The sequence below is a fragment of the Streptococcus sanguinis genome (assembly GCF_019929145.1).
Taxonomy (GTDB): Bacteria; Bacillota; Bacilli; order Lactobacillales; family Streptococcaceae; genus Streptococcus; species Streptococcus sanguinis_U.
Genome location: NZ_JAHZOW010000001.1, coordinates 791,212 through 814,985 on the forward strand (window position 1 = coordinate 791,212; position 23,774 = coordinate 814,985).

The 23,774-nt window shown below is 42.4% G+C and carries 23 protein-coding genes and 2 pseudogenes; 4 read left to right on the forward strand and 21 right to left on the reverse strand.

Annotation, left to right across the window (positions count from 1 at the left end; genetic code table 11):
- Positions 1-43: 43 nt before the first annotated feature.
- The 8 genes from galT to K1I94_RS03860 form a co-directional block, all read right to left on the reverse strand.
- Entirely contained in the window at positions 44-1,525 is a 1,482-nt protein-coding gene (galT, locus tag K1I94_RS03825; protein WP_223314466.1) for a UDP-glucose--hexose-1-phosphate uridylyltransferase, read from the reverse strand.
- 219 nt (positions 1,526-1,744) lie between these two features.
- A complete protein-coding gene (locus tag K1I94_RS03830) occupies positions 1,745-2,923 on the reverse strand; it encodes a galactokinase (protein WP_223314467.1) in 1,179 nt (392 codons plus the stop codon).
- 176 nt (positions 2,924-3,099) lie between these two features.
- Positions 3,100-4,236: an ABC transporter ATP-binding protein gene (locus K1I94_RS03835; protein ID WP_002909910.1), complete on the reverse strand. Its 1,137-nt coding sequence runs from the start codon at positions 4,234-4,236 to the stop codon at positions 3,100-3,102.
- Positions 4,237-4,257: 21 nt separating this feature from the next.
- Entirely contained in the window at positions 4,258-5,703 is a 1,446-nt protein-coding gene (gene gtfA, locus K1I94_RS03840) for a sucrose phosphorylase (RefSeq protein WP_223314468.1), read from the reverse strand.
- A gap of 159 nt (positions 5,704-5,862) precedes the next feature.
- Entirely contained in the window at positions 5,863-6,696 is an 834-nt protein-coding gene (locus K1I94_RS03845; RefSeq protein ID WP_002904353.1) for a carbohydrate ABC transporter permease, read from the reverse strand.
- A 13-nt stretch (positions 6,697-6,709) separates the two neighbouring features.
- A complete protein-coding gene (locus tag K1I94_RS03850; protein ID WP_223314469.1) occupies positions 6,710-7,576 on the reverse strand; it encodes a carbohydrate ABC transporter permease in 867 nt (288 codons plus the stop codon).
- Between the two features lie 13 nt (positions 7,577-7,589).
- On the reverse strand, positions 7,590-8,849 hold the full coding sequence (locus K1I94_RS03855; protein ID WP_223314470.1) for an extracellular solute-binding protein: 1,260 nt from the start codon (positions 8,847-8,849) through the stop codon (positions 7,590-7,592).
- Between the two features lie 12 nt (positions 8,850-8,861).
- Positions 8,862-11,024, reverse strand: a complete 2,163-nt coding sequence (locus K1I94_RS03860; RefSeq protein WP_223314471.1) for an alpha-galactosidase — start codon at positions 11,022-11,024, stop codon at positions 8,862-8,864.
- Between the two features lie 102 nt (positions 11,025-11,126).
- On the opposite strand from K1I94_RS03860, the gene K1I94_RS03865 reads away from it, so the two are divergent.
- The 3 genes from K1I94_RS03865 to birA all read left to right on the forward strand — a co-directional run bounded on the left by K1I94_RS03865 (position 11,127) and on the right by birA (position 13,993).
- Positions 11,127-11,957 (forward strand): AraC family transcriptional regulator, encoded by an 831-nt coding sequence (locus K1I94_RS03865; protein ID WP_223314472.1) that lies wholly within the window; start codon positions 11,127-11,129, stop codon positions 11,955-11,957.
- An 82-nt stretch (positions 11,958-12,039) separates the two neighbouring features.
- Positions 12,040-13,041, forward strand: a complete 1,002-nt coding sequence (locus tag K1I94_RS03870) for a LacI family DNA-binding transcriptional regulator (protein WP_223314473.1) — start codon at positions 12,040-12,042, stop codon at positions 13,039-13,041.
- Between the two features lie 16 nt (positions 13,042-13,057).
- A complete protein-coding gene (gene birA / locus K1I94_RS03875; protein ID WP_223314474.1) occupies positions 13,058-13,993 on the forward strand; it encodes a bifunctional biotin--[acetyl-CoA-carboxylase] ligase/biotin operon repressor BirA in 936 nt (311 codons plus the stop codon).
- A gap of 52 nt (positions 13,994-14,045) precedes the next feature.
- Here the strand turns inward: birA and K1I94_RS03880 are convergent, their stop codons facing one another.
- From K1I94_RS03880 to K1I94_RS03925, 10 genes and pseudogenes are all read right to left on the reverse strand, one after another.
- Positions 14,046-14,237, reverse strand: a complete 192-nt coding sequence (locus K1I94_RS03880; RefSeq protein WP_002895701.1) for a DUF3272 domain-containing protein — start codon at positions 14,235-14,237, stop codon at positions 14,046-14,048.
- A gap of 37 nt (positions 14,238-14,274) precedes the next feature.
- Positions 14,275-15,945 carry a DNA polymerase III subunit gamma/tau gene (gene dnaX, locus K1I94_RS03885; protein ID WP_223314475.1) on the reverse strand — a complete coding sequence of 557 codons (1,671 nt, stop codon included), beginning with the start codon at positions 15,943-15,945 and terminating at the stop codon, positions 14,275-14,277.
- On the reverse strand, positions 15,945-16,442 hold the full coding sequence (locus tag K1I94_RS03890) for a GAF domain-containing protein (protein WP_223314476.1): 498 nt from the start codon (positions 16,440-16,442) through the stop codon (positions 15,945-15,947). Before K1I94_RS03890 ends, dnaX begins: the two co-directional genes overlap by 1 nt.
- Positions 16,443-16,581: 139 nt before the next feature.
- On the reverse strand, positions 16,582-17,682 hold the full coding sequence (locus K1I94_RS03895) for an alpha/beta fold hydrolase (protein ID WP_223314477.1): 1,101 nt from the start codon (positions 17,680-17,682) through the stop codon (positions 16,582-16,584).
- Between the two features lie 10 nt (positions 17,683-17,692).
- Complete coding sequence (locus K1I94_RS03900; protein ID WP_002895706.1) at positions 17,693-18,103, reverse strand: helix-turn-helix domain-containing protein; 411 nt, start codon at positions 18,101-18,103, stop codon at positions 17,693-17,695.
- Positions 18,104-18,278: 175 nt separating this feature from the next.
- Positions 18,279-18,407, reverse strand: a pseudogene (locus K1I94_RS03905) (GAF domain-containing protein); the annotation flags it as partial.
- Between the two features lie 29 nt (positions 18,408-18,436).
- Positions 18,437-19,270, reverse strand: coding sequence for an alpha/beta fold hydrolase (locus K1I94_RS03910; protein WP_223314478.1), 834 nt, complete (start codon positions 19,268-19,270; stop codon positions 18,437-18,439).
- A 104-nt stretch (positions 19,271-19,374) separates the two neighbouring features.
- A complete protein-coding gene (locus tag K1I94_RS03915; RefSeq protein ID WP_223314479.1) occupies positions 19,375-19,998 on the reverse strand; it encodes a Type 1 glutamine amidotransferase-like domain-containing protein in 624 nt (207 codons plus the stop codon).
- A gap of 11 nt (positions 19,999-20,009) precedes the next feature.
- A pseudogene (locus K1I94_RS03920) lies at positions 20,010-20,279 on the reverse strand (methyltransferase domain-containing protein); the annotation flags it as partial.
- 49 nt (positions 20,280-20,328) lie between these two features.
- Entirely contained in the window at positions 20,329-20,910 is a 582-nt protein-coding gene (locus tag K1I94_RS03925; protein ID WP_223314480.1) for a GrpB family protein, read from the reverse strand.
- Between the two features lie 193 nt (positions 20,911-21,103).
- On the opposite strand from K1I94_RS03925, the gene K1I94_RS03930 reads away from it, so the two are divergent.
- Positions 21,104-21,865, forward strand: coding sequence for a DNA/RNA non-specific endonuclease (locus tag K1I94_RS03930; RefSeq protein ID WP_002912276.1), 762 nt, complete (start codon positions 21,104-21,106; stop codon positions 21,863-21,865).
- Between the two features lie 64 nt (positions 21,866-21,929).
- Here K1I94_RS03930 and K1I94_RS03935 read toward each other — a convergent pair whose 3' ends face one another.
- The 3 genes from K1I94_RS03935 to K1I94_RS03945 all read right to left on the reverse strand — a co-directional run bounded on the left by K1I94_RS03935 (position 21,930) and on the right by K1I94_RS03945 (position 23,738).
- Positions 21,930-22,667, reverse strand: coding sequence for a DUF3307 domain-containing protein (locus K1I94_RS03935; protein ID WP_002912275.1), 738 nt, complete (start codon positions 22,665-22,667; stop codon positions 21,930-21,932).
- Positions 22,664-23,329: a SatD family protein gene (locus K1I94_RS03940; protein ID WP_223314481.1), complete on the reverse strand. Its 666-nt coding sequence runs from the start codon at positions 23,327-23,329 to the stop codon at positions 22,664-22,666. The genes K1I94_RS03935 and K1I94_RS03940 overlap by 4 nt, the downstream gene beginning before the upstream one ends.
- 91 nt (positions 23,330-23,420) lie before the next feature.
- Complete coding sequence (locus tag K1I94_RS03945; RefSeq protein WP_223314482.1) at positions 23,421-23,738, reverse strand: TfoX/Sxy family protein; 318 nt, start codon at positions 23,736-23,738, stop codon at positions 23,421-23,423.
- Between the last annotated feature and the right edge of the window lie 36 nt (positions 23,739-23,774).

Here is a 23,774-nt window from a genome sequence, read left to right on the forward strand (position 1 = left end):
AACTTCCTTTCCCTGTTACGCTAGATTCATTATAACACATTTCCTAAGGCTGGATGCCGACGGATTGGACGAAGCGCATGAAAGCTTCCTGCCCCTCCTCTGTTCGCTTGTAAACTCCAGCATCTTCCAGCACACGGCTGAAAATTTGTCCAACCGAAGCCTGAACTACTCCTTCCACCGTTTCAGCGGAAATATTTGGATTTTGGTCTTTGAGCCGATTGGCCCAATCCTGATGATAGGCAGCAACCTGACAGTCTTCTCCCAGCAAGAAAAGTTCCACCTGCTTGAGTTCTTCCTTGAGCCGAGGCGGCAGAATAGCCAGTCCCATAACCTCAATCAGACCGATATTTTCTTTCTTAATATGCTGCACATCCTTATGAGGGTGGTAAATGCCGTCTGGATGTTCTGAGGAAGTTTGATTGTCCCGCAAGACCAAGTCCAGCTCAAAAGATCCATTTTTCCTGCGGGCAATCGGCGTGATGGTATGGTGAGGCTCACCCTCAGACTCTGCCAACACCTGCACACTTGGGTCAGAATAAGTCCGCCAAATTTTCAAGATCTTGTCAGCCAACTCAATCAACAGCTCCTTTTTCTCAGACCTCAGACGAATGACGGACATCGGCCACTTGACAATGCCTGCCTCCACCTCTTCAAATCCGCTAAAAGTAAAGCTGTAATCCAGCTCTGCCATTTCCATAGGGAAAATGTGTCGGCCGCCCTGATAGTGGTCGTGACTCAGGATAGAGCCGCCGACAATAGGCAGGTCGGCGTTGGATCCTGCGAAATAGCCTGGAAAGGTCTCGACGATGTCCAGCAGGCGCTCAAAGGTCAGCCGACTGATAGCCATGGGAAGGTGCTGGCTGTGCAGAAAGATGCAATGCTCATTAAAATAGGCATAGGGCGAATACTGAAAACCCCACTCCTGTCCAGCCAAGTCAAAGCGGATAATCCGATGATTGGCGCGAGCTGGGTGGTCCAAGCGGCCTTGGTAGCCTTCATTTTCCATGCAGAGCTGACAGGCTGGATAATGGCTATTCTTAGCCTTTTTAGCTGCCGCAATTTCCTTGGGATCCTTTTCTGGCTTAGAGAGATTGATGGTGATTTCCAAATCTCCATATTCAGTCGGCGCTTTGAAAGCAATGTTTTTAGCAATAGCCTTGACCTTGATATAGTCGTTCTTTTGACTAAGCTGGTAAAAATCAGCCACAGCTTGCTCGGGATTGGAGGCATAAGTCGTCCAGAAGTCCCGATTGAGCTGGCTAGGAGCTGGTGTAATCAAGTCCATGAGCTCAGCTCCCAGTATATCCTGCTCAGCTAGGGTATCACCAATCGTACCATTCTTGACAGCCAAAGCTACCAAGTCATCCTTCAGGTCAATTAGCTGCTCAGCCTCTGTCTCCTGCTCTGTCACTGCCTCTCCGACTAAAGCCATGACACGATTGCTCAGATAAATGGTGTCCATTTCCTCAAAAGTGCTATTGTCAATCACTGCAGATACAAAAGCATCCAGTAACTTCTTGGACATAGGTCTTCCTTTCTTTTGCTAGTAAAGAGAGTGGGACAGAAATCGGTAATTCGTTAGAATTCGATTTCGTCGTCCCACCTCCGCACAGTTGAGTAGGGCTGTAAAAGCTGATGAAATCAGCGTAATAGAGCCCACTCAACCACTGCGTCTTGCTCGACAATCCAAAGACAATTGAGAGGCTAGGACTTTTGTCCCAGACCCAAGTTCCTTTTCTGTGAATTAGTCCAGCAATCGGCTTCCGCCAGCTACTTCTGCAATGTAAAAGCTAGGGGCATAGCCGACAACTTCTTGATACTTGCGGCCGACATTTTCTTTGAAAAATTCCACCGCATCCTTAGCAACTAAAGCAATGGCGCAGCCACCGAAGCCTGCTCCGGTCATACGAGCCCCCAGAACACCTTCTTGCTTCCAGGCCGTGTGAACCAAGGTGTCCAGCTCTAGACCTGTCACTTCATAGTCATGTTCCAAAGAAACGTGGGAAGCATTCATGAGACGGCCAAACTTTTCAAGATTGCCCGCCTGCAAAGCTGCCCGTGCTTGCAAAGTACGTTGATTTTCCAAAACAGCATGGCGAGCCCGTTTGAGACGATTTTCGTCCTCTATCAGATAGCTATACTCGTCAAAGGCCCACTCATCCAACTCGCCCAAGGTTGCGATAGACAGTTTACGGTTCAGTTCTTCAACAGCTTTTTCGCACTCCGCCCGACGCTCATTGTACTTAGAATCCGCCAACTCACGACGCTTGTTGGTATTCATAATCACTACGACATTGTCCTGGAGATCAAGCGGCACCAAGTCATATTCGAGAGTATCGGTGTCTAAGTAAATAGCCCGCTGGTCAGCACCCATCCCGATAGCAAACTGATCCATGATGCCAGAATTAACCCCGATAAATTCATTCTCAGTTAATTTACCGATTTTCACTAGGTCCAAACGTTCCAACTGCAAATCAAAGAATTTCTCAGCAATGACACCCGTCAAAAGCTCTAGCGATGCAGAAGATGATAAGCCAGAACCATTTGGAATATTTCCATAAACATAGACATCCATGCCTCGGTCAATTATATGGCCTGCCTCCTGCAGAAAATGCAGAACTCCTTTTGGATAGTTGGTCCAGTTATGCTCAGGCTCAAAGTGCAGGTTTTCCAGTGGCACTTCAATAATCCCTTTTTCTTCAAAATTCCCTGAGAAGAATCGCAAGAGCTGGTCATCTCTCTTGCGAGCCGCTCCATAAGTTCCTAGAGAAATCGCAGCAGGAAAAACATGGCCGCCGTTATAGTCCGTATGCTCACCAATCAGATTGATCCGACCGGGTGAAAAGAAAGTGTGGTCCGCTTCTACTCCAAAAACTTTAGCAAAATCTGCGCGGACTTGCTCCGCTGAAATTAGGTTTGACATAAGCTAAACTCCTTTAAAATGAATGATCGACATTGTAATCGTTTTCTTATATTTATTATAACTGTTTCCGAGTAAAACTTCAATAAATTTAGTAAAATTTTACTAATTTTATAGATAGATTTTTTGTAAAAATCCAAACAGTAATCTGTCTGGATTATTTTATAAGGAGCAATAGATTAGAAAATATTGTCTTCCGTCTCAGCATCAAAGTAATGCGCCTTGTTTAGGTCGAAGCCAAGTTTAATACTGCTTCCGGTATTCATATGATCACGTGCATCAACTTTGGCAACAAACTCACTGCCACCAACCGTACAGTAGAGGTGAGACTCCGCTCCAAGCAACTCAGAAACAGAAATCTTCGCAGTTAGAACCGACTCAGGGAAGGTTTCCAGAAAAGCTGGTTCCATGTTGATATCTTCAGGACGAATACCAAAAATCAACTTATTGCCTTCATAGCCCTTCTCCCGCAACCTCTTAAGATTGCCCTCTGGGACTTGGAGACTGAAGTCTCTGTTTGGTCCGACAAGACGGCCATCTTCCAGTGTCACTTCAAAGAAGTTCATAGCTGGGCTGCCAATGAAGCCGGCCACAAACTTATTTGCCGGATGTTTATAGACTTCCTGCGGCGTACCAATCTGCTCCACTCGACCAATCGTACCAGTTCCAGCAGGATTCTTGGTCGCTGACATGATAACGATACGATCCGCCAAGGTCATAGCTTCAGTCTGGTCGTGGGTAACGTAAATAGTTGTTGCCCCGATACGGCGGTGAATTTTGGCAATCTCCGCCCGCATAGAAACACGCAGCTTAGCATCCAAGTTAGACAAAGGCTCATCCATAAGGAAAACCTTTGCATCCCGAACAATAGCGCGTCCCATAGCTACCCGCTGACGCTGACCGCCAGACAAATCAGCTGGCTTACGCTGCAAGAATTCCTTCAAGCCTAGGATTTCTGCTGCTTCATTGACCCGTTTATCAATATCTTCCTTGCTGTACTTGCGCAGCTTGAGACCAAAGGCCATGTTGTCGTAGACCGTCATGTGGGGATAGAGGGCATAGTTCTGGAAGACCATAGCGATGTCACGGTCTTTTGGTGCCACATCATTGACCACTGTACCGTCAATAGAGGCAGTTCCTTCTGTAATATCCTCCAAACCTGCAATCATACGCAGCGTAGTTGATTTTCCGCAGCCGGACGGACCGACAAAGACGATAAACTCTTTGTCCTTGATATCAAGATTGAAGTCTTCCACTGAGTAGTGGTCGCTGTTGGGATATTTTTTATAGATATTTTTCAGATTTAATTCTACCATTCTTCTTCTCTTTTCTTATCTCTATTCAAAAGTGATAGCTTGGCCATTTTCACTAGCGCTATATGTCAATTCTTTGAGGTTGATAACTACTTGAGCAGTGACCGACTTTTCTGCATTGCTACGGACAATACGGAGGCTATTTTCATCCAATAGATTCACTTCAATAGTGCCATCTAGGTCAAAGGCAGCAGACTGGTTGCGGTAACGGAAAAGCTTGAGCAAGGCTTGCACAACTGGACGCTTGACTTCTTCAGCAATCTCCTCATTACTGTAATAATGACGGTTGATATTGCGACCTTCCTTGGTGTTTTCTAGCAGTTCAAGATCATTTTTCCCAGCTAAGAAACCAACATAATAGACCTGTGGAATCCCTGGAGCAAAAGCCTGAATCAGACGACTAATGAAGTATTTCTTGTCGTCATCGCCCAAGGCTGAGTAGTAAGTCGAGTTAATCTGGTAAATGTCCAGATTATTGTACTCAGCTGAGGAATACTTACGCTTGACATTGGCCCCAACCTTATATAGTTCATTGGTTGCAAAATCAATTTCTTCATCAGTCAAAATATCCTTAACATCAACAACCCCAATACCATCGTGGGTGTCCAGTGTTGTGAATTGCTTCATAGGACTCATTTCAAGCCACTTGACTAGACGCTCAGCTTTACCACTGTATAGAGAATAAAGAGTTACCATCGGCAGCGCAAAATCATAGACAAAGTAGCCATGCTCTGCAATCTTGAACTGGATAGAATAATGCTCATGAATTTCTGGTAAAATATCCGTCCCAAACTCAGCCGCTTGCTGCTGGACTTTTTCTAAGAGATCCCAGATTTCTGGCTCAACAAAGAAATCATTAGTATCTAACTTTTTGACTGCATAGGCAAATGCATCTAAACGAATCAGATCACAGCCATGCTCTGACAGTTGACGCAATGTTTTCTTGATGAAATCATTAGTTACCTGGCTGCTCACATCTAGATCAATCTGCTCTTCACCAAAGGTGTTCCACAGATACTCAGTGCTTCCATCTGCAAAGACGATTTCCTGCTTAGGTGCCCGATCCTTACGCTTATAAATCAAATCAACATCAGCTTGCGTCGGACGATTTTCTGGCCAAAACTTATCCCAGCTGAGAAAGAGGTCACGATACTCACTCTGATCCTTCTTTTCCTGAAAATCCTTATAATACTTGGACTGGCGTGAGATGTGGTTGATCATAAAGTCAAACATGAGATAATATTTCTCGCCCAGCTTTTCTACATCCTCCCAGTCACCAAAGGCTGAATCAACCTCTTCATAGTCTACTGGAGCGAATCCCCGGTCACCAGTTGATGGGAAGAAAGGGAGCAAATGCACTCCTCCAACAGCATCGCCAAAATGCTTTTCTAAATTGTCATATAAATCTTTTAAATTCTCCCCCAGGCTGTCTGAGTAAGTAATCAGCATGGTCTTATTTTGAATAGCCATAGTCTTCTCCTCTAAAATCTTGTCTTATATACTCTTTCCCGTGCGCTGAATGGAAAACGCCCTAAGCTCTGTATGAAAAAGCTGAAGCTTCTTTTTCCAATTCCCTATTTTTCCACAGGCGTTACAAATTCAGTAGTTTACGGGCTCTGTATCTTGAGCTTACTTCACTGCCCCGTTGCTCATTCCAGCAATAATGTTGCGCTGGAAGATGAGATAGACGATAGTAATGGTGATAATCCCAACAACATAAGAAGCAAAGCTCGGTCCATAATCATTAAAGTATTGACCTGTGTAGTTATATTGGAAGAGTGGCAGAGTCCACATCTTGGAGTCTTTATTGAGTACCAAGAGAGGAAGCATGAAGTCATTCCAGAACCAGAGGGCATTGATAATCATGGTTGTAGCATGCATGGGTTTCATCATAGGAAAGATAATCTTGAAATAGGTTGTAAACTTTCCAGCACCATCAATTTCTGCTGCCTCATCCAGACTGTCTGGAATGGAAATCTTAATGTAGCCTACATAGAGAAAGAGAGTCTGTGGAACAGCGTAAGCCAGATAGAGAATAATTAATCCCCAAGTGTTGGCTAGTCCTAGCTTACTCATCATAACTGTAATAGGAATCATGATAACTTGAAAAGGAACGAAAATTCCTAAAATCAAGAGCGTATACATAATACCAAAAGCTTTTTTCTTAGACATATTACGAGCGATAGAGTAAGCAGCCATGGGAATAAAAATCATGACAACAACCAAAGATAGAACCGTGATTACAATTGAATTCCAATAGTAGCCTCCGATACCATCAGCCAAAAGGCGTTGAAAATTTTCTAAAGTCGGTTGAGTCGGAAATCCGAAAAAATTATTAACGATGTCTTTGGTAGACTTAAAGGAACTAAATATTGTTGCTAAGAGTGGAATTAAAATGATAATAGATCCCAGTGTTAGCAAGATATATTTACTAAAATTAGCTTTTCTTTCTGCATTTTTCATCGGGCTTCTCCTCTTAGATTTCAAATTTCTTAGATACTCTCAACTGGATAATAGAAATAACCGCAATCAAGAGAAACAAGATAACAGCAATGGCATTGGCATAACCAAATTGATTGCTCTTAAAAGCATAGTTGTATACCAGAAGTCCTAGAGAGGTGGTCGCATTATTCGGACCGCCGCCTGTCATGGCAAAGACCTGGTCAAATGCTGTCAAACCACCTTTTAGAGCCAAGATAAAGACCATGGAAACGCTTGGTAGGAGATAAGGAAGTTCCACCTTCCAAAAGATTTGTTTGCTGCTAGCTCCATCAATTCGAGCTGCTTCTGTAATCTCAGTCGGGATAGACTGAAGACCAGCTAAGAAGATGATAATAGGCATGGCTACCCCTTGCCAAAGCAAGACGAAGATTGCTGCAAAGATTGCACCGCCATTCGTTCCTAGAAGGCTGGTTTTAAGAAATTCAATTCCTAAGGCATTCCCTATAGCTGGCAACCCGTAGTTAAAAAGTTGCTTAAAGATAAGAGCCACAGTCAATCCAGATAGGACAGCGGGGAAGAAAAACCAAGCTCGGAAGAAAGTTTTCCCCTTTATCTTCGAGTTGAGAGCTCGTGCTATCCAGATCCCCAGCATAATCTCACCAACAACCATACAAATAGTAATGATCAATGTAAATCCTATCGCGTTCATAAACTTAGGATCGCTCATGAGGAGCATAAAGTTATTGAGTCCGACAAACTTATAATTATAGGTCAAGCCAGTCCAGTTTGTCAGGCTGTAGAAGGCACCCTGAAACATGGGCACATAAAAGAATACAGCCTGTAGTACAAGGGGAACTAGGACAAAGAACCAACCCCAATATTTCTCAATCAATTTTTTCATAGTAGATCTACTCCTACTCTACGTCTGCTTTCATCGGATTGAAGAAGGCATTTAGTGCTTTCGCCATATCCTCTTTGTTTCCAGTTGTAATATAATTCCCAGTCAAGGTATAAAAATCACTTTCACTGGTCCAGTCTTGGGCTAGCCAAACGAGGTGTCGGTCTGTAAATGCTAGTTCAGCAAGACCGGCTAGCGGTGCATCTGACCCAGCTTCCTTGACACCTTCAATAGCTGTTGGTGAGCCGTCCACATCATAATATTTCTGCATAACTTCTGGACGTGACATATATTCAACAAAAGCATTGGCTTCTTTCTTGTGCTTACTACTTGACGAGATAGACCAAGCTAGGTCTCCTGCTCCAATGGTCAAGCTTTGTCCTTTTTGCTTTCCAGGGAAAGGGAAAGTTCCAACATTAAACTTAGGATCTTGCGCATTGATTGCTGTGATAGCCCAAGAGCCATTTGGAGTCATCAGGGCATCGCCTCTAGCAAAGGCACCGACAACATCAGTATAGCCTGCTCCCTGCCAGTTGGTCTGCATGGCTCCTTTTTTGCGGAATAAATCTAACAGCCTGAAATCATCTTTAAGCACTGAATCTGAAGACTTGATGGCATTTGGCTTGGAAAAACGTAGGTAATCATTCGCTTCCTTACCGCCACCTGTTGCAGTGGCAAGAGCTAACTGATGATAACCATTCAAGGTCCAAGTATCTGCTCCTGCAATGGCAAAAGGCGTTTCCCCTTTTGCTATAATCGTATCAACCAATTCCTCAAATTCTTCCCAAGTCTCTGGAACTTTCAATCCCAATTCTTTAAATTTATCCTTGTTGTAATAGATACCATAAGCATTAGCAGTATAAGGGATATTGTAAATCTTTCCATCTATCGCATATTTATCTGCGTAATGATTCTTAACTCGCTTGAGATAATCTTTATTAGATAAATCTTCAAAGTACCCAGCTTTAGCCCATTCTTGCAATTCAATAGATTGGGGATAGATATTGACAACATCAGGAACATCTCCAGCCAGAACTCGAGTTTTGAGTACTTCCCCAGCGTTAGGAACATTCACCACTTTCACATGCACATTCGGATTTTCTTTTTCAAAGTCTTTTGCAATCTCACGAAGGGTATCAACCATTTCACCCTTCTGGTTGAAATACTCAATCGTTACCTTACCATCTGTTGACTCCCCTTGGCTACTGCAAGCTGACAGCCCCAAAAGGGACAGTCCTGTAATAGCAGCTAAGCTCATCTTTTTATACCATTTCATGATCTAGCCTCCTTATTTTTTAATAAAATGCAGCTGTCTGCTAAGATAATCTCCTTGCGGAAGATTCATAGTGATACCAGCATACATGAGTTCTGCACCTGAGTAAACTGCGCCATTTCCCTGTAGCTCATAAAGCTCTTCTTCCTCTAAGCCTTTTAGTTTCAAGGTTGTTTCCATCGTTTCCACAACTGATAAGACTCGGACATAGGTTACAATCGTTTGATTTCCATAGTTAAATTGAACTGCTGCTTCATTGGAGCCAACATCTGGATTGATTAGCCTATACTGACGCCCTAGCTGGATCACTGGCCGTAATTCTTTATACAACTTCACCTGGTCAGCAATCGCAGCTTTCTCTTCATCTGATAGACTAGTCAAATCAAGCTCATAACCCAGATTTCCCATCATAGCTACATGACCACGGGTTGCCAGCGGAGTAATTCGTCCCATCTGATGATTAGGCACTGCCGACACATGGGCACCCATTGAAATAGTCGGATAAAGATAAGAAGACCCATATTGGATTGGCAAACGAGCTATGGCATCGGTATTGTCACTAGCCCAGACTTGAGGGAAATACCGCATCATACCAAGATCATTTCGTCCACCACCACCTGAGCAGGACTCAAATAAAATATTCTCATATTTCTCTGTCAAATATTTTACAATTTCATAAAGCCCCAAGATATGCTTATGCGACTGCATTTTGGTTGCCAGATAGTTACTGCCATTCCCAAGATTGGTAATATTACGATTCATATCCCATTTTATGTAGTCAATATCGTGCTGACTTAACAGCTGATCCAGTGTTTCTTTGATATAGGCTACCACATCTGGATTAGCATAATCCAATACGAGTTGATTGCGAGAGTAGGTATGATCCCGATCAGGCACTTGAATAGCCCAATCTGGATGTGTCCGATACAGCTGACTGTCTACGGAAATCATTTCTGGCTCAACCCATAAACCAAATTGCAATCCTCTGCTATGAACTTCTGCTATGAGCTCCGTCAAACTGCCACCTAGCTTATCTTCATTGACAAACCAGTCGCCCAGAGCCCGATTGTCATCAAAACGGTTGCCAAACCAGCCATCATCGAGAACAAAGAGCTCAATACCAACTTTCTGTGCCTCATCTGCTAACTCTAGCAACTTCTCTTTTTTGAAATCAAAGTAAGTTGCTTCCCAGTTATTGATTAAAATTGGCCGCTCTCGCTTCGCAAATGCTTTAGGAATGATATGCTCTTGAACAAAAGCTTGGCTCTCATGACTAAGACCAGTCAAACCCTGAGCCGAATAATTCAACAGAGCAACAGGACTATAGAAAGTCTGCCCCGCTTCCAGTTTCCAAGCAAAGTTATCTTCATTGATACCGATACCTAGCCGAACTTCATTCAACTGATTTTGCTGAATCCAAGCTTCAAAGTTTCCGCTATAAAGGAGCTGAATTGCCCAAACTTGACCAGCCTCTTCCGTCGTTTCACTATCACAAAGGATAAGGCTTGGAGTCTGCGCGTGACCAGAAGCTCCTCGGTTGGAAGCTATTTTGAAAATTCCCTGTTCTAACTTGTGACGACGAACTGTTTTCTCCCTAGCATAAGCTCCCTGTAAACTAATCACATCATAAGTCCCTGCTGGCAAATCTGCCATTAAGCTCAAGTTCTTATGTATGATTGCTGTCTCTCTACCTATATTTTCCAGCTTAGTAAAGGTTGCAATAGTATTACTATCTTCAAAAGCTGTGTAATAGAGAGTGAGGCGTAAGTGAGCTACTGTATCCTCTAAAATAAAGGCCAGTGTTTCAGCATCTTCTGTACTGTGAGGGCTAGGCAGTCCCGGAACTTCCAAACCTCCCTTAATCAGCTGACTCTCAACAAACCGAAAATCTGTTACTTCATTATTAGCATGTTGGACTTGCAGAGAAGGTTGCCGAAAGTCCCCTAAACCATGCTGACCCAAAACCTGCCGCTGGGTATCTAAGCTAAAACTTCTCTCATTCGATCTCGGATTACCAGAAAAAGCATGATCTCGCTCAAATACTGTATTGGAAAAATGATAGGATTCGATTTTTCTGCCTAAGTGTTTAAGCAAAAGGTAGCCATCCCTTTCCTCAATGATAAGACTGGAATTTTTTGTATTGATGTAGAATAGATGTTTGTCTATTTTGATAGCCATTTCTGAACCTCCATATTTACTAATATTTTACCTTATGAAATCGCTTCCCAAAATAGAATTATGTTAGGGAAATATGGTAAAATGTTAGGTAGGAGGCAAAATATGCTTGTTTTTTCAGAATACCAAACAGGAACAATTGATCTCTCACTTAGCTTCTACGGTTATGAAGAGTGCACACCTAGCTACTCTTTTGGACCAGCTATTAGAGATACCTACGTTCTTCACTACATTACTAAAGGGAAAGGTCAATTTCATTACAAAGGAAACATTGTCGATTTAAGAGCTGGAGATCTCTTTCTGCTCAAGCCAAATGAACTTACCTTTTATCAGGCTGACAAAGAAGAACCTTGGTCTTACTACTGGCTGGGAATGACTGGCGGTAGGGTTTATGACTACTTCAATCACTCACAGATTTCCGAAGACTGCTACCTACTTGCTAACCATGAACGAAAAACAGATAGGATTGGGAAAATTGTTGAGAACTTGGTTTACTTCGCCGAGCAGACCAAATCTAACCAACTAGCTCAACTCCACATTATGGGCCAACTTTATGAACTCATCTTTCACTTGGGCAGTGTTGCCTATAAGCCCCAAGCAAATACCCTATCTGCAAGCCAGCAACTCTATCTAGCCTGCAAGCAGATAATTGACACTCAATATCCCAATCCTAACCTCAGCATTCAGGATATGGCAATTAAGTTGTCCGTTCATCGCAGCTATCTAACAACCATTTTCAAGGAGGAGCACCAAAGCTCACCTAAAGAATATCTGGAATATGTCCGAATGCATCGAGCTAAACAACTCCTCAAAAGCACCCGTGAGCCTGTCCAATTTATCGCCTATTCTGTAGGTTTCTCAGATCCCCTTTACTTTTCAAAGGCTTTTAAAAAATATTTTGGCTTTTCACCCAGTTCCTTTCGAGAACAAAGTTAAGTTTTACTAAACATATCTTTGTTATTTACTAATTTTTGAGTTATAATTTATGAAGACAGTAAATTAAAAAGGACCAAATCAAATGGCTACTATCAAAGATATCGCCCAGACTGCTGGTGTTTCTCCCGCAACTGTTTCGCGGGTTTTGAACTATGACAAGTCCATGTCTGTCAGCGATGAGACGCGCAAAAAGATTTTCGATATCGCTGAACAGCTCAACTACAAAAAAAGCAACAGGCAGAAAAAGACTGCATCTCAAACCCATCGCATCGCTATCGTTGAATGGTACACAGAGCTGGAAGAGCTGGATGATCTTTACTACTACTCCATCCGCTTAGGCATCGAAAAGAAAGCCCAGGAACTGGGCTATGATATCGTGCGTATTTTCAACAACGACTCTCTGAGCCAGCTAGAACAGATTGACGGCGTCATTGCCATCGGAAAATTCAGCAGCAAGCAAGTCAAGGAGCTGGAGCAATACAGTCCTGCACTGCTTTTCGTGGATAGCGATACGCTCGACCAAGGCCACAGCTGTGTGACAACGGACTTTGAGCATGCCGTTACTCATGTTCTCGACCATTTTCTTCAGCAGGGCATTCGAGAAATCGGGATGATTGCTGGACGTGAAGAGACTGCAGACGGAACGATAAGTCTTGATGACCCGCGCTTGGCCTGCTTCTGCCATTACCTTAGTGAAAAAGGTCTTTATCAGCCGGCCTATGTCAAGGTCGGCAAGTTCTCCTCAGAGTCTGGCTACCAGCTGATGAAAGAATTGATTGACCACCAAAAAGAACAGATGCCCAAAGCATTCTTCATAGCTAGCGATGCTCTGGCAGTCGGTGCCCTCCGTGCTCTTCAGGAAGCAGGAATAGCTGTTCCCCAAGATGTCCAAATTATTTCCTTTAATGATACATCTATTGCCAAATACGTCTATCCGCCTCTCAGCACTGTGACAGTCTTTACAGAGGAAATGGGCAAGCAAGCTCTGCAGATGCTGGATCAGGTGATTAAAACCGATGAAAGTCCCATCCCTTACATGATCAAGCTCTCAACCAAGCTGACACTAAGAGAAAGCAGCCATTAAGTTAGAAAGACCGCCTATGAAAACCTACGAAAAAATCTTTGATATCCTCAGTCAGACTGACGACTATGTCAACGGTGAAAAAATAGCCCAAGAATTGGGCATTTCACGAACTTCCATTTGGAAAGCCATCCAAAAACTGGAAAAAGAAGGTATTCAAATCGAATCCGTCAAGAACCGGGGCTATCGATTGACAACTGGTGACTTGCTGATTCCTGATTGGATTGAGACACACTCACCTGTTCAGGTCTCCTTTAATCCTGACTGCCAGTCCACTCAGATGGATGCTAAGGCTGGTATGGAGGCCGGATATCCCGCCGATACTCTCTATCTGGCCGCTGCCCAATCTGCTGGCCGAGGCCGCTTCGGTCGTGCCTTCTTCTGCCCCAACCAGGGCGGCTTTTACATGTCTCTCCACCTCAAACCCAACCTCCCCTTTGACCAGCTCCCCTCCTATACTATCTTGACCGCAGGAGCTATCTACAAGGCAGTAAAAAATCTAACCCTTATGGAGGTTGATATCAAGTGGGTCAATGACATTTACTATCGAAACAAGAAAATTTCCGGCATCCTGACCGAGGCTACAACTTCTATTGAGACAGGGCTCGTCACTGATGTTATCATCGGTGTTGGCTTCAATTTTTTCATTAAAGACTTTCCAGCTGACATTAAGGAAAAAGCTGGCTCCCTCTTTGAAGAGAAACCAGCCATCAGTCGCAATGAGCTCATTGCCGAGATTTGGAAATGCTTCTACGAAAGTGACCCAGAAGAGCTCATCTACCTCTACAAGCAGCGTTCCTTGGTGCTGGGACGACAAGTGACCTTTAGCCAAAAAGGCGTGGACTACCAAGGTTTAGCCAAAGACATCTCAGACAGCGGACAACTCTTAGTCCAGCTGACTGATGGTCAGGAAATCTGGCTCAACAGTGGCGAAGTCTCACTGACTAGTTGGTAATCAAAAATTTCATTTCAAAAGGACTGAGTCTCATAGCTCAGTCCTGTTTTCATTATTTCGGTCCTAAATGTTTATCGATTTCATCCACAATCCGCCCCATGACATAGGAAATCTGCAGATTGCGCAGCACCAAAACTGCCCAGAAAGCAGCCATAAAATAGCGCCCCGCCATGATGGATTCATTGAAAAAATAGGTTTCTAAGGCTGTGAAAACAGCCATCACAATAAATTGTCGTCTGTTCATAGTTTTATTATAACACGAAAGCCTAGAAAAATCTTTTTTAATCCTCTTGAATGGTAATTTTTTCTGCTAAAAAGTCAAATCCCTCTGGAATCAAGCTTTCCTCTTGCTTCTCTTCAGCCTCTGCCTTGCCATTGCGGCTGCGAGCCGAAAAATCCGCCCGAATCTTGGTCCACTCTTCCAAGGAAATAGCCAAAATCTCTGGTGAAAATCCTGCCGCATTGCTGAGGATATTACCAAACATAGTATTGAGATTGTCCCGCTTCATGGTCTGCTCAGCGTTGAAATTAGACTCAAAAGCTAAGATAGCGTGGCTTTCGTTGGCCGCCACCGGCTGCGAGCCTGCCAACAAGGCCCTATCAGCTCCAGCCAGACTTTCGATAATCTCACCCCAAGCATTCTGCAGCTTAGTCAGATTGCTGCGAGCAAGGCTTGGATTGTCAACAGCCTCTTCTAGGATGGCATTGACCTTATTGCGGTCTGCTCGGTAGCCCTTAGATTTCTGCGGCCGAATATCTGAAGTTTTGATAGCTACTGCGGGTTTCCCATTGCCATTAGCCACTTGCTGCTTAAGACTATCAATCTCTTGCCTCAGGCCCTTGAGCTCATCAGCTAGATTATCCGGAATCGCTGCCGCTGCAGGATGACTACCAGTCTCTGCCAGTCGAATGGTCATCATTTCTGTATAAATCTTAGGTTGCAGACTGCTCTTGATATCCGCCAAACTCTTGGTCGCCATATCTATCATGGCAAAGAGAGTGTCCTGCGGTGTCTTGAGATTTTCCAGAAAGAGCTCACTGGCATGATGATTCTCTCCACCAGTTTTGACAATGATCAGGTCACGCAGATATTGCAGGAGGTCCGTCACAAAACGAGCCATGTTTTTACCGTTGTCAAAAATCAGATTGAGATTATCCAAGGCTGCACCAGCATCATGAGCAATCAAGGCTGCTACATAGGCATCCAAGGCTCCCAAGCTGATAGAGCCAGTGATTTCTTCAGCAATATCAGTAGTCAAACGATTTTCCTGAGTTAAGCTAAGAGCCTGATCGAGGATAGATAGGGCATCCCGCATACCGCCCTCAGCTCGACGGGCAATAATCTGCACACCTTCCTGCTCAAAATCAATGCCTTCCTGCTCTAAAATCCACTCAATATGACCAATAATGTCCTGCGTCTTGATAGACTTAAACTCAAAACGTTGGACACGGGAAAGAATGGTCGCTGGAATCTTATGCAGCTCTGTCGTTGCTAGGATAAAAACCACATTTTCCGTCGGCTCTTCCAAGGTCTTGAGCAAGGCGTTAAAAGCCCCAGTCGAGAGCATGTGAACCTCGTCAATGATATAGACCTTGTGCTTGGCTAGGCTGGGCGCATAGGTGGACTTGTCCCGAATATCACGAATCTCATCCACCCCATTATTAGAAGCCGCGTCAATTTCGATGACGTCTTCAAGGCTTCCCTCAGTAATAGCCTGGCAGATATAGCAGTCATTGCAGGGCTCACCGTCCTTTTGATTCGGACAATTCATAGCCTTGGCAAAAATCTTGGCAACGCTGGTCTTCCCTGTTCCACGAGGACCAGAAAAGAGATAAGCATGACTGATTTTCCCTTGCTCAACAGCCTGACGCAGGGTGGTGGCTACTACCTGCTGTCCCACCAGCTGACCAAAGGTCTGACTGCGGTACTTCCGATATAAAGCTTGATACATTAGGCTTTTTCTCCAAACATTTCAAAATTCCAAGTCGTCTTTTCAAGCAAAATCTGGACGAACTTTTCCAGATATTCCTGGTCTACCTTATCATAATCACCCGTCAAGGCCGAGTCTAAATCCAATACTCCAAGCAGTCGACCGTCTTTTACCATGGGCACCACAATTTCGCTTTTCGCTCTGCTGTCACAGGAGATATAGTTGGCATGCTGGGTCACATCATCTACGATAATCGTCTGCTCTTTTCCCGCAGATTCCCCACAGACACCCTTACCTAAGGTAATATGGATACAGGAAACACCGCCCTGAAAAGGCCCCAAAATCAGCTCGTTCCCATCAAAAAGATAGAAACCAGTAAAAACCGAATGAGGCAAAGCTTGATTAAGCAGGGCGCTAGCGTTCGATAAATTTGCTAAAGCATTGGTCTCTCCATACAGCAAGGCATCCAACTGAGCCAGTAAAAGTTGATAATTTGAAATTTTTTCTTTTGTGTTCATAGAGTCTATTATATCAAAAAAACAGTCTGATGACTGTTTTTGAAATAAAAATAAGAAGTACAACTAAAATAAACTTTAAACTTTTCGTCAAGTGAAAATCCCAATAGATCAAGTAAAAACATCTCTCACCTTTAAGATTCTATTTACACCTTTTTTGTAAATCATCAATCGCCCGAATAAAAATCTCAGGTTTTTCAGCATGAATATCATGCCCACTCTTGATATTATCTATTAGATGATTGTTCAACAAAAGTTTGTCTACTCGCTTAGCATCTTTGTCATCCATAGCACTCAATAGAATTCCATTTTTATCATAGTAATTTTTCTGATTCAAAGGCCGAGCCACATGAAGCAATATAGATGGACATTGAACTTTTTTCAAGATTTCTTCCTGTTCAAATCCCTTGAACCAAGAAAAATCATAAAATGTTGTGCCAAAACGAAGATCGTAATCTCCTGTTCCATCCTGTAAATTAGCTGTTAAGTCATAGATTAGATTCACTTGTAATTCTGGCGGATAGTACCAAATTCTAGGAATCTTTCCTGGATGATTTTTCATATAGTTCAGAGCTGGTTTTTTGACAATTTTATTAAAATTTTCCTCACCAAAAAGTTTTTTTAAATAAGTATGTTCTAAAAAATAGGCAGTATAATTTTTTTTACCGCTTTTTAAGAAATCATACATATCTTTAAATCCTAACCAAGAAAAAGTAGAAAGTGCTCGACTAGGCTCTGTTGAAAAGAACGGTGCATCTTCTATCAATAGTCCTCTAACAGTATCAGGAGCTAGTGCAGCTACCATTGTTGCCAGAAGCCCTCCTGATGAATGTCCTGAAATGAACACAGGAGCTTTTATAATATTATGAATAAACCAAATGAAATCCTGACTATTTTCCAGTGCTGAATATTTAGCAGGATTTTTACTAGACCCACCATGTCCATAACAATCTACTGCATATACATGATATCGCTTAGACAATTCTCCAAAAACCTTGGCGTAGTCCTCCCAAGATACTTGCTGGCCATGGATCAGGAGTAAAGGGGGACCATTTTTGGGACCTTCGCCATAATTTATAAGAGATCCATCTGGTAAAGTCACTTGCTTTTCTATCATCCCAGCTTGTCGGATATATTCAAGATTAGCCTTATCATAGTGAAGATTACGATAAGCAAACCACCCTGCACTTACCAATATAACAGCTATCAATATCAAAATAACTAACATCATTTTCCTTTTCATTCATTGCCTCCTACTTTTCTGAAAAATACTTAGGAGTTTCTAGAAAAAAATTCGGATCTAATAACGCCAATCCTTGATTTTCATCTCCTAGCAAAAGAAGCTGATCTCCCGCTTTTATTTGAAAAATATTTCGTGCCCGAGGGGGTAAGTGGATTTCACCACGCTCTCCCACCGTTACTGTTCCAAAAATATATTTCCCTTTGAAACTAGGAGTTGTCAATAAATTGCTTTCTAAATGTACTAGTTCATCCAAACTCACATCAAAAAAATCAGCTAATTGAGAGGAATAAATCACATCTGGAACGCTTTCTCCTGCTTCCCATTTTGCTATAGTCTGCCTTGATACACCTATTTCCTCGGCCAGTTTTTCCTGAGAAATATTCTCTCTTTTTCTTAAAATAGCAATATTTTTAGAAATCATTTTTTAATATCCTTTTTATGATTACACTGTTAGTATAGCAAAAAAGCTGGTTGCTTCAACCAAGCTTTTCTTACTTTTTATAGACCTTTTGTTAAAATTAGTGGCAAAAATATTTTATTACTCCACCAAAACTTTCACTTCTTCACCCTCCACAAGCAAAGCTTGGTGATTATTAAGGCAAAGCTTGATTGAGCAGAGCGCTAGCATTGGAAAGATTAGCCAAAGCATTGGTCTCACCCTCCAACAAAGCTTCCAGCTGTGCCAGTAAAAGTTGATAATTTGAAATTTTTTCTTTTGTGTTCATAGAGTCTATTATATCAAAAAGCTGGTCTTTCAACCAAGCCTTTCTTTAATTTTGTTATCCAAAAATTCATCAATCAGTCTATTTACAATATCGGGTTGGTCGGTATTAGAATTGTGCCCCGCCTTATCAATCCATTGAACAGACTTCCCAGTATTTCTTTCATAGGCCTTCAAATATCGTATACAAGACCCTGCACGATCTTCTTTTCCACATATAACCAATTGTGGACATTTTACTTCATAGGAAAGTTTCTTCTCCACTGCTTCTGAAAATATCTTATATCCGTATCCCGCAAGACGAGCATACCTTTCTTGATCGCCATCATAAATCATCATCATATCATACATCAGTTTTCTTCCATAGTCTGTTGTTGATACGCTTTTAGGGCCTGATTTCAAAAGAAATTTCCATGGATAGATTCTATAAATTGTCTCCATATTTTTTAAGAGCCACAATTCCATAGCTGTATAATACTTCCTTTGAAGGGATGGTGAATCAATCGTAACAAGACCTTTTAATTTCTCAGGAAAAAGTTGAGCATAAACCTGTCCTACATATCCTCCCATTGACTGACCAATTACTATTGGATTTTCTATTCTCTCTTTGATAAATATTTCATCCAGCCAAGTTGCAAAATCAAATAAAGTAAAATCGAGACGAAATGGATAAGATGAAGCGTGTCCAGGTGCGTCCCAAACCAAGACTCTATATGTATCTTTAAAATATTCTATTTGTTTTTCAAATAACCTATGGTCAGCAGTTAGCCCAGGTAAAAAGATAAGAGCACTTTGGGATGATTCAACAGCATCATTTGTCCAATAATGAATTATTCCACTTGGTGTTTCATATATTTTTTCAATCAAAGTTCAACACTCGCATTCTAATTTGTTTAATCTAGTTTATCTCAATTGCACTCAGTCCTCTTATTAGAGTTTCTCAAGTAGGTCAACTAGAACATATATTCTGCTTACTTATCCTCCTCCAAAACCCTCACTTCTTTACCCTTCACAAGCACAGCTTGGTGATTATTGAGGGGAAGCAGATTCAGCTGGTCGCTGTATGTATCCAGAGTGTCCTGGGCACTTTCAACAAAAGGTTCTTCGCCAACATGAGGAAGAACATAAAAATCCACCTCGTTTAGTGCCTCTGTATCATTCAGTTCCTTAGCGACCGCCTTATCGTCCATAATCTTATTATAGTCAATGTCCTTGGCTGTGATGATAGCACCAGCGGATTCGCCCACATAAACCATGCCATCCGCAATCTGTTCTTTTATCAAGGACAGAAGCTGCTTTTTCTTTAGTTCTTGCAGAAGGTAAAAAGTATTGCCGCCAGAGACATAGAGGAGTTTGATTTGGAAAATTTTGGCCTGAGCTGTCTCTCTATCACAAGCTGAAATATCTAAAATTTCTACCTGAAATCCCAAATCCGCAAAGGTCTGCAGGGCTTCGTCAATATAACCCCTGTAGTCTTCTACATTTCCAGCCGTCGGGATAAAAAGTACCTTATTGCCCAATTGCTTTTCGGACGCATATTGTCTGAACAAGTCCTTGACTCCTGCAAAATATGAACATAAAAATAATTGTTTCATAGGATACCTCCTTATTTTTTCATGATTTTATAAAGAATCCATTGGACCTTTTTTTGACTATCAATGAGATATAAATCCAAGTCTGTCAAATAGTTTTCAACTTTTTCTTGCTTTCTAAAGTCTGGTTGGTAATAAGCTAATTTGCTCCATTCACATGCCAGTAAGATGATTCCATCTGGCTTAAGTATCCGCTTAAGTTCTAGGAACGCCTGAGTTAGATTCGATTAATAAAAATGAGTTTAAAATGCTGTAATCAAATCAAATTCTTTGATTGGTACATTAAGTAAAGAAAAGCAAGAATAATCAGAAGGCCAACTATTGCTAGATAAATCATCTGTTTTCCCTCTCGTATCGTCTGCCATAAAGCTTTTTAGCTTCGTCTGTATAGTTCTTGATAAAATCTGTTTTCGCCTCTGTATAGGCATCACGGTTGTGTTCGTATTTTTTCCACAAGGACAGCTTAAGCTTTTCATAGTCTTTAGCTACAGCAGGGTGCTCCTGTAAATAGTCTCTAAAGTAAAGTTCATCATGATCACACTCATAGCGCAGATGCAGATGGAAAACCCGCTCGGCAAAACCACTCGGTGTGTATCCTTTATTGAATGACATCCGCCCTTGGCTTTCTGACATGAGCAGATAACCATTTTGCAGTAGCAAGTCTTTCATTACCGCCATATCTGTTTCTTTGGGAATTTCCAGTAAAATATCCACTATTGGCTTGGCCCAGATGGTCTCTACCGATGTCGACCCAATATGACTAATCCGAACCAGCTGATTTGCAGGCAAAAAACTCAAAAGCCGAAGCCGTTCCTCCGCATACCAGTCTTTCCACTCATCCTGATGCTCTCTTAAAAAAATCGGAAAAAGCTGCCACAGCTCCTCGAGTGACATTTCCTCTAAAGATGGACTCATAAGCACCTCCTTAGGTAATTTATACAAGCGTTTTCTCTAGTTATGATTATAGGAAAAATACACATCCTAGTCAAACCCTGCACTTATTGAACAGATATTTATTTTTGTAATATTTTTGAAAAGTTTCAGTTGTCAAACAATCTATTTTTTAGTAGAATGATGTCGGAGATATATTATTTAAAAGGAGTTCTTTATGAAAAAGTTTAGGTTTGGCACTTGGCTTGTCCTGTCAGCCGGCTCTTTGTTGTTACTTTCACAGGCTCTTCCTGCAGAAAATGTTGCTGCCAATCAGAAGAACCAGATTAAGGTCCAGCTGCTTAACCATAGCGATGAAACAGCTATCGGCACTCTGGAGTTGAATGGAGAGTATCAGCTAAAGCTTGGGAAAAAGGACAAATACGGTCGGGCTACTGCTGCTCATGTCCAAATGCAGGAGCAACACAAAGCCAAAAAGAAAAAGGAGACCAAGGTCACTTACAATCCCATCGGTTGGCACAATTACAAATTTTACTACGGTAATGGAGATGATCGGGCTTGGCTCATGAATCGCGCTCACCTGATTGGATTCACTTTCAGCGGCCTCAATAACGAAGGGAAAAACCTCGTTCCGATGACCGCTTGGCTCAACTCCGGCAGTTTCCAAGGACTGGACGACAATAATCCAGATAGCATGCTCTATTATGAACTTCGCTTGGAGCGCTGGTTAGAGGAAAATCCAGATTACTGGCTGGATTACAAGGTTACTCCGATTTACACGGACAATGAGCTTCTTCCTCGCAAGATTGAGCTCCAGTATGTCGGGCTTGACGCAGAAGGAAATGTTGTCAGCATTCAGCTAGGTGGCAAGGAAACAATAGACGAGGACGGAATGTCTCATGTCCTCTTGGACAATGTCTCTCCAAATGCAGAGATTGACTACCAAACAGGCACTGCTGTCAATACTATGATTGAGTAGAGTTACAGATAAGAACATAAAAACAGAACATCCTTGCTGTGATGATCTGTTTTTTTATTTATTTTTACCAATACAGACAGCCGTAAACCAACAAGACTGCAATCATACTGAAAAGCGAGCCAATCAGGTAGTATTCAGCAAAGGACTGGCTTTCTGAAATCTTATTATAGCGGGCGATAGACTTAGCTGTAAAAACTAGCCCAATCGCAGTAAACTGCCCGAAAATAAGGGAAAGTCCCATAATCAAGCGCTCCAAAATCCCAATCATGGCACCAGCCCCCGCAATAGTCTCTCCGCTGTCTTCCCCCGCCTGATACTTGCTGAAGAAGAGTTTAAAAAGGATATTGACCGGCTTACCAGTAAGTGCGAAGAAAAAGAGAGCCTGCAGCATGAGATAACGCTCAGACAGCCAATTAGGAGCTGGAATTTGCTGTTGACCTAAGAGAAAATAAAGAGCAAAAATGCTAATCAGATGCAAGACCTGATCCAGTATAAAGGCAAACTTTTGAGCATGATGCCGGACAATCGATGAATTCAACCTATTCTTCAAGAAGTCAATAAGTGCATGACTGAGCCAGACCAAGCCGAAATATAGCAGATACTTAGGTAGGACTAGCCCCAAGAGCAATAAGGGCAGCAGAACAATTCCCAAGTGGAGAATCAAAAAATTCAACCGCTGGCTTTTAAGGTCGGCCAATTTCTGACTTTGAAGCTGAAAATCAGCTAGTACATGAGCCAGCAAAGTCAACACAAGAATCGGATTCTGCATGAAAAATTCTGAAAATCCCATAAAATTTGTCATTGTTCAGCCTCCTCTGCTGCCTGTAGAATCATTTTCATAGCTAAACGGCGATTTCTCAGATAAATCTTCAGTCCAGACGACTTGAGCCGCTTACTAAGCGCACTGGGACTAATCTGCAACAGCTCTGCTATTTCCCCATGAGAAAAATTCTCGTCATAGATATATTCCATAAGCATCCGCTCCAGAACCTCTCTCTGACTGTTATTCCACTTGCTTTGAATAAATGAAGTAGCTGCCAGCACCGTATTGACCGCCTGACTGAGCTCTTCATCTCCTAAGGATACAGCTATACGGCTGCTGCCGTAGTCGTTCTTCTCATGAATAGCCTCAATAGCTGCGCGCGCCCTCCAGTAGGCCGGACCGTCGGCACCAATACTCTGCTCCCGATTGATATCCGTCACAATCTCCCCCAGGCCAAGCCCGAAGCGAATTGGGTGAGGAAAGCCCAAGGCAATCTGATCAAGGAGCTGCATAATCTCTGGATTAGGCCGCAGCAAAGCCTGAAACTCATCTCCAGTCGTCACCGTGAAAGGTGACACCAGATAATCCCGATAATCCTGATTTAGCACCGCCATCATGTCCTGCAGGTCCTTCTGCGCCTGTTTGCGATTTTTCAGCTGTTTGGATTCTATTAAATCTCCAATAAGAGCAATATAAAGCATACCAAACCTCCTTTAAGTCCATTATAAAGGAAAATTCAAAAAATGTCTATTTAAACGGCAACTTTTTAGAATATCCATTGAAAAGGAAAGACTATTTTTTCTTTTTTGGTGCTGGTAAGGCAGGATAGGAAGCTTCAATCAAATTACAGAGAAAGGCAGCATCTTCTACTTCTTTTATATGAAGCATTGACTTTGCGCCTGGATAAGGGGACTCATAAACTGGATTTTCAAAAAAATCCAGGGCTGGCTGGACCGGCTTGAGCAGCAAGCGATTGTCATAAATCCCGCCGAATAAGCGACCTCGATAATAGAGCAGATATTCCCCCATCATCTTGCGAAAGCTGATTTCTTGGCCTAAGCCCTCCAGCTGCTTCAGGATAAAATCCAAATATTCTTGACTAGATGCCATCGAAACACCTCCACGCATTGATACTTTATTATACCA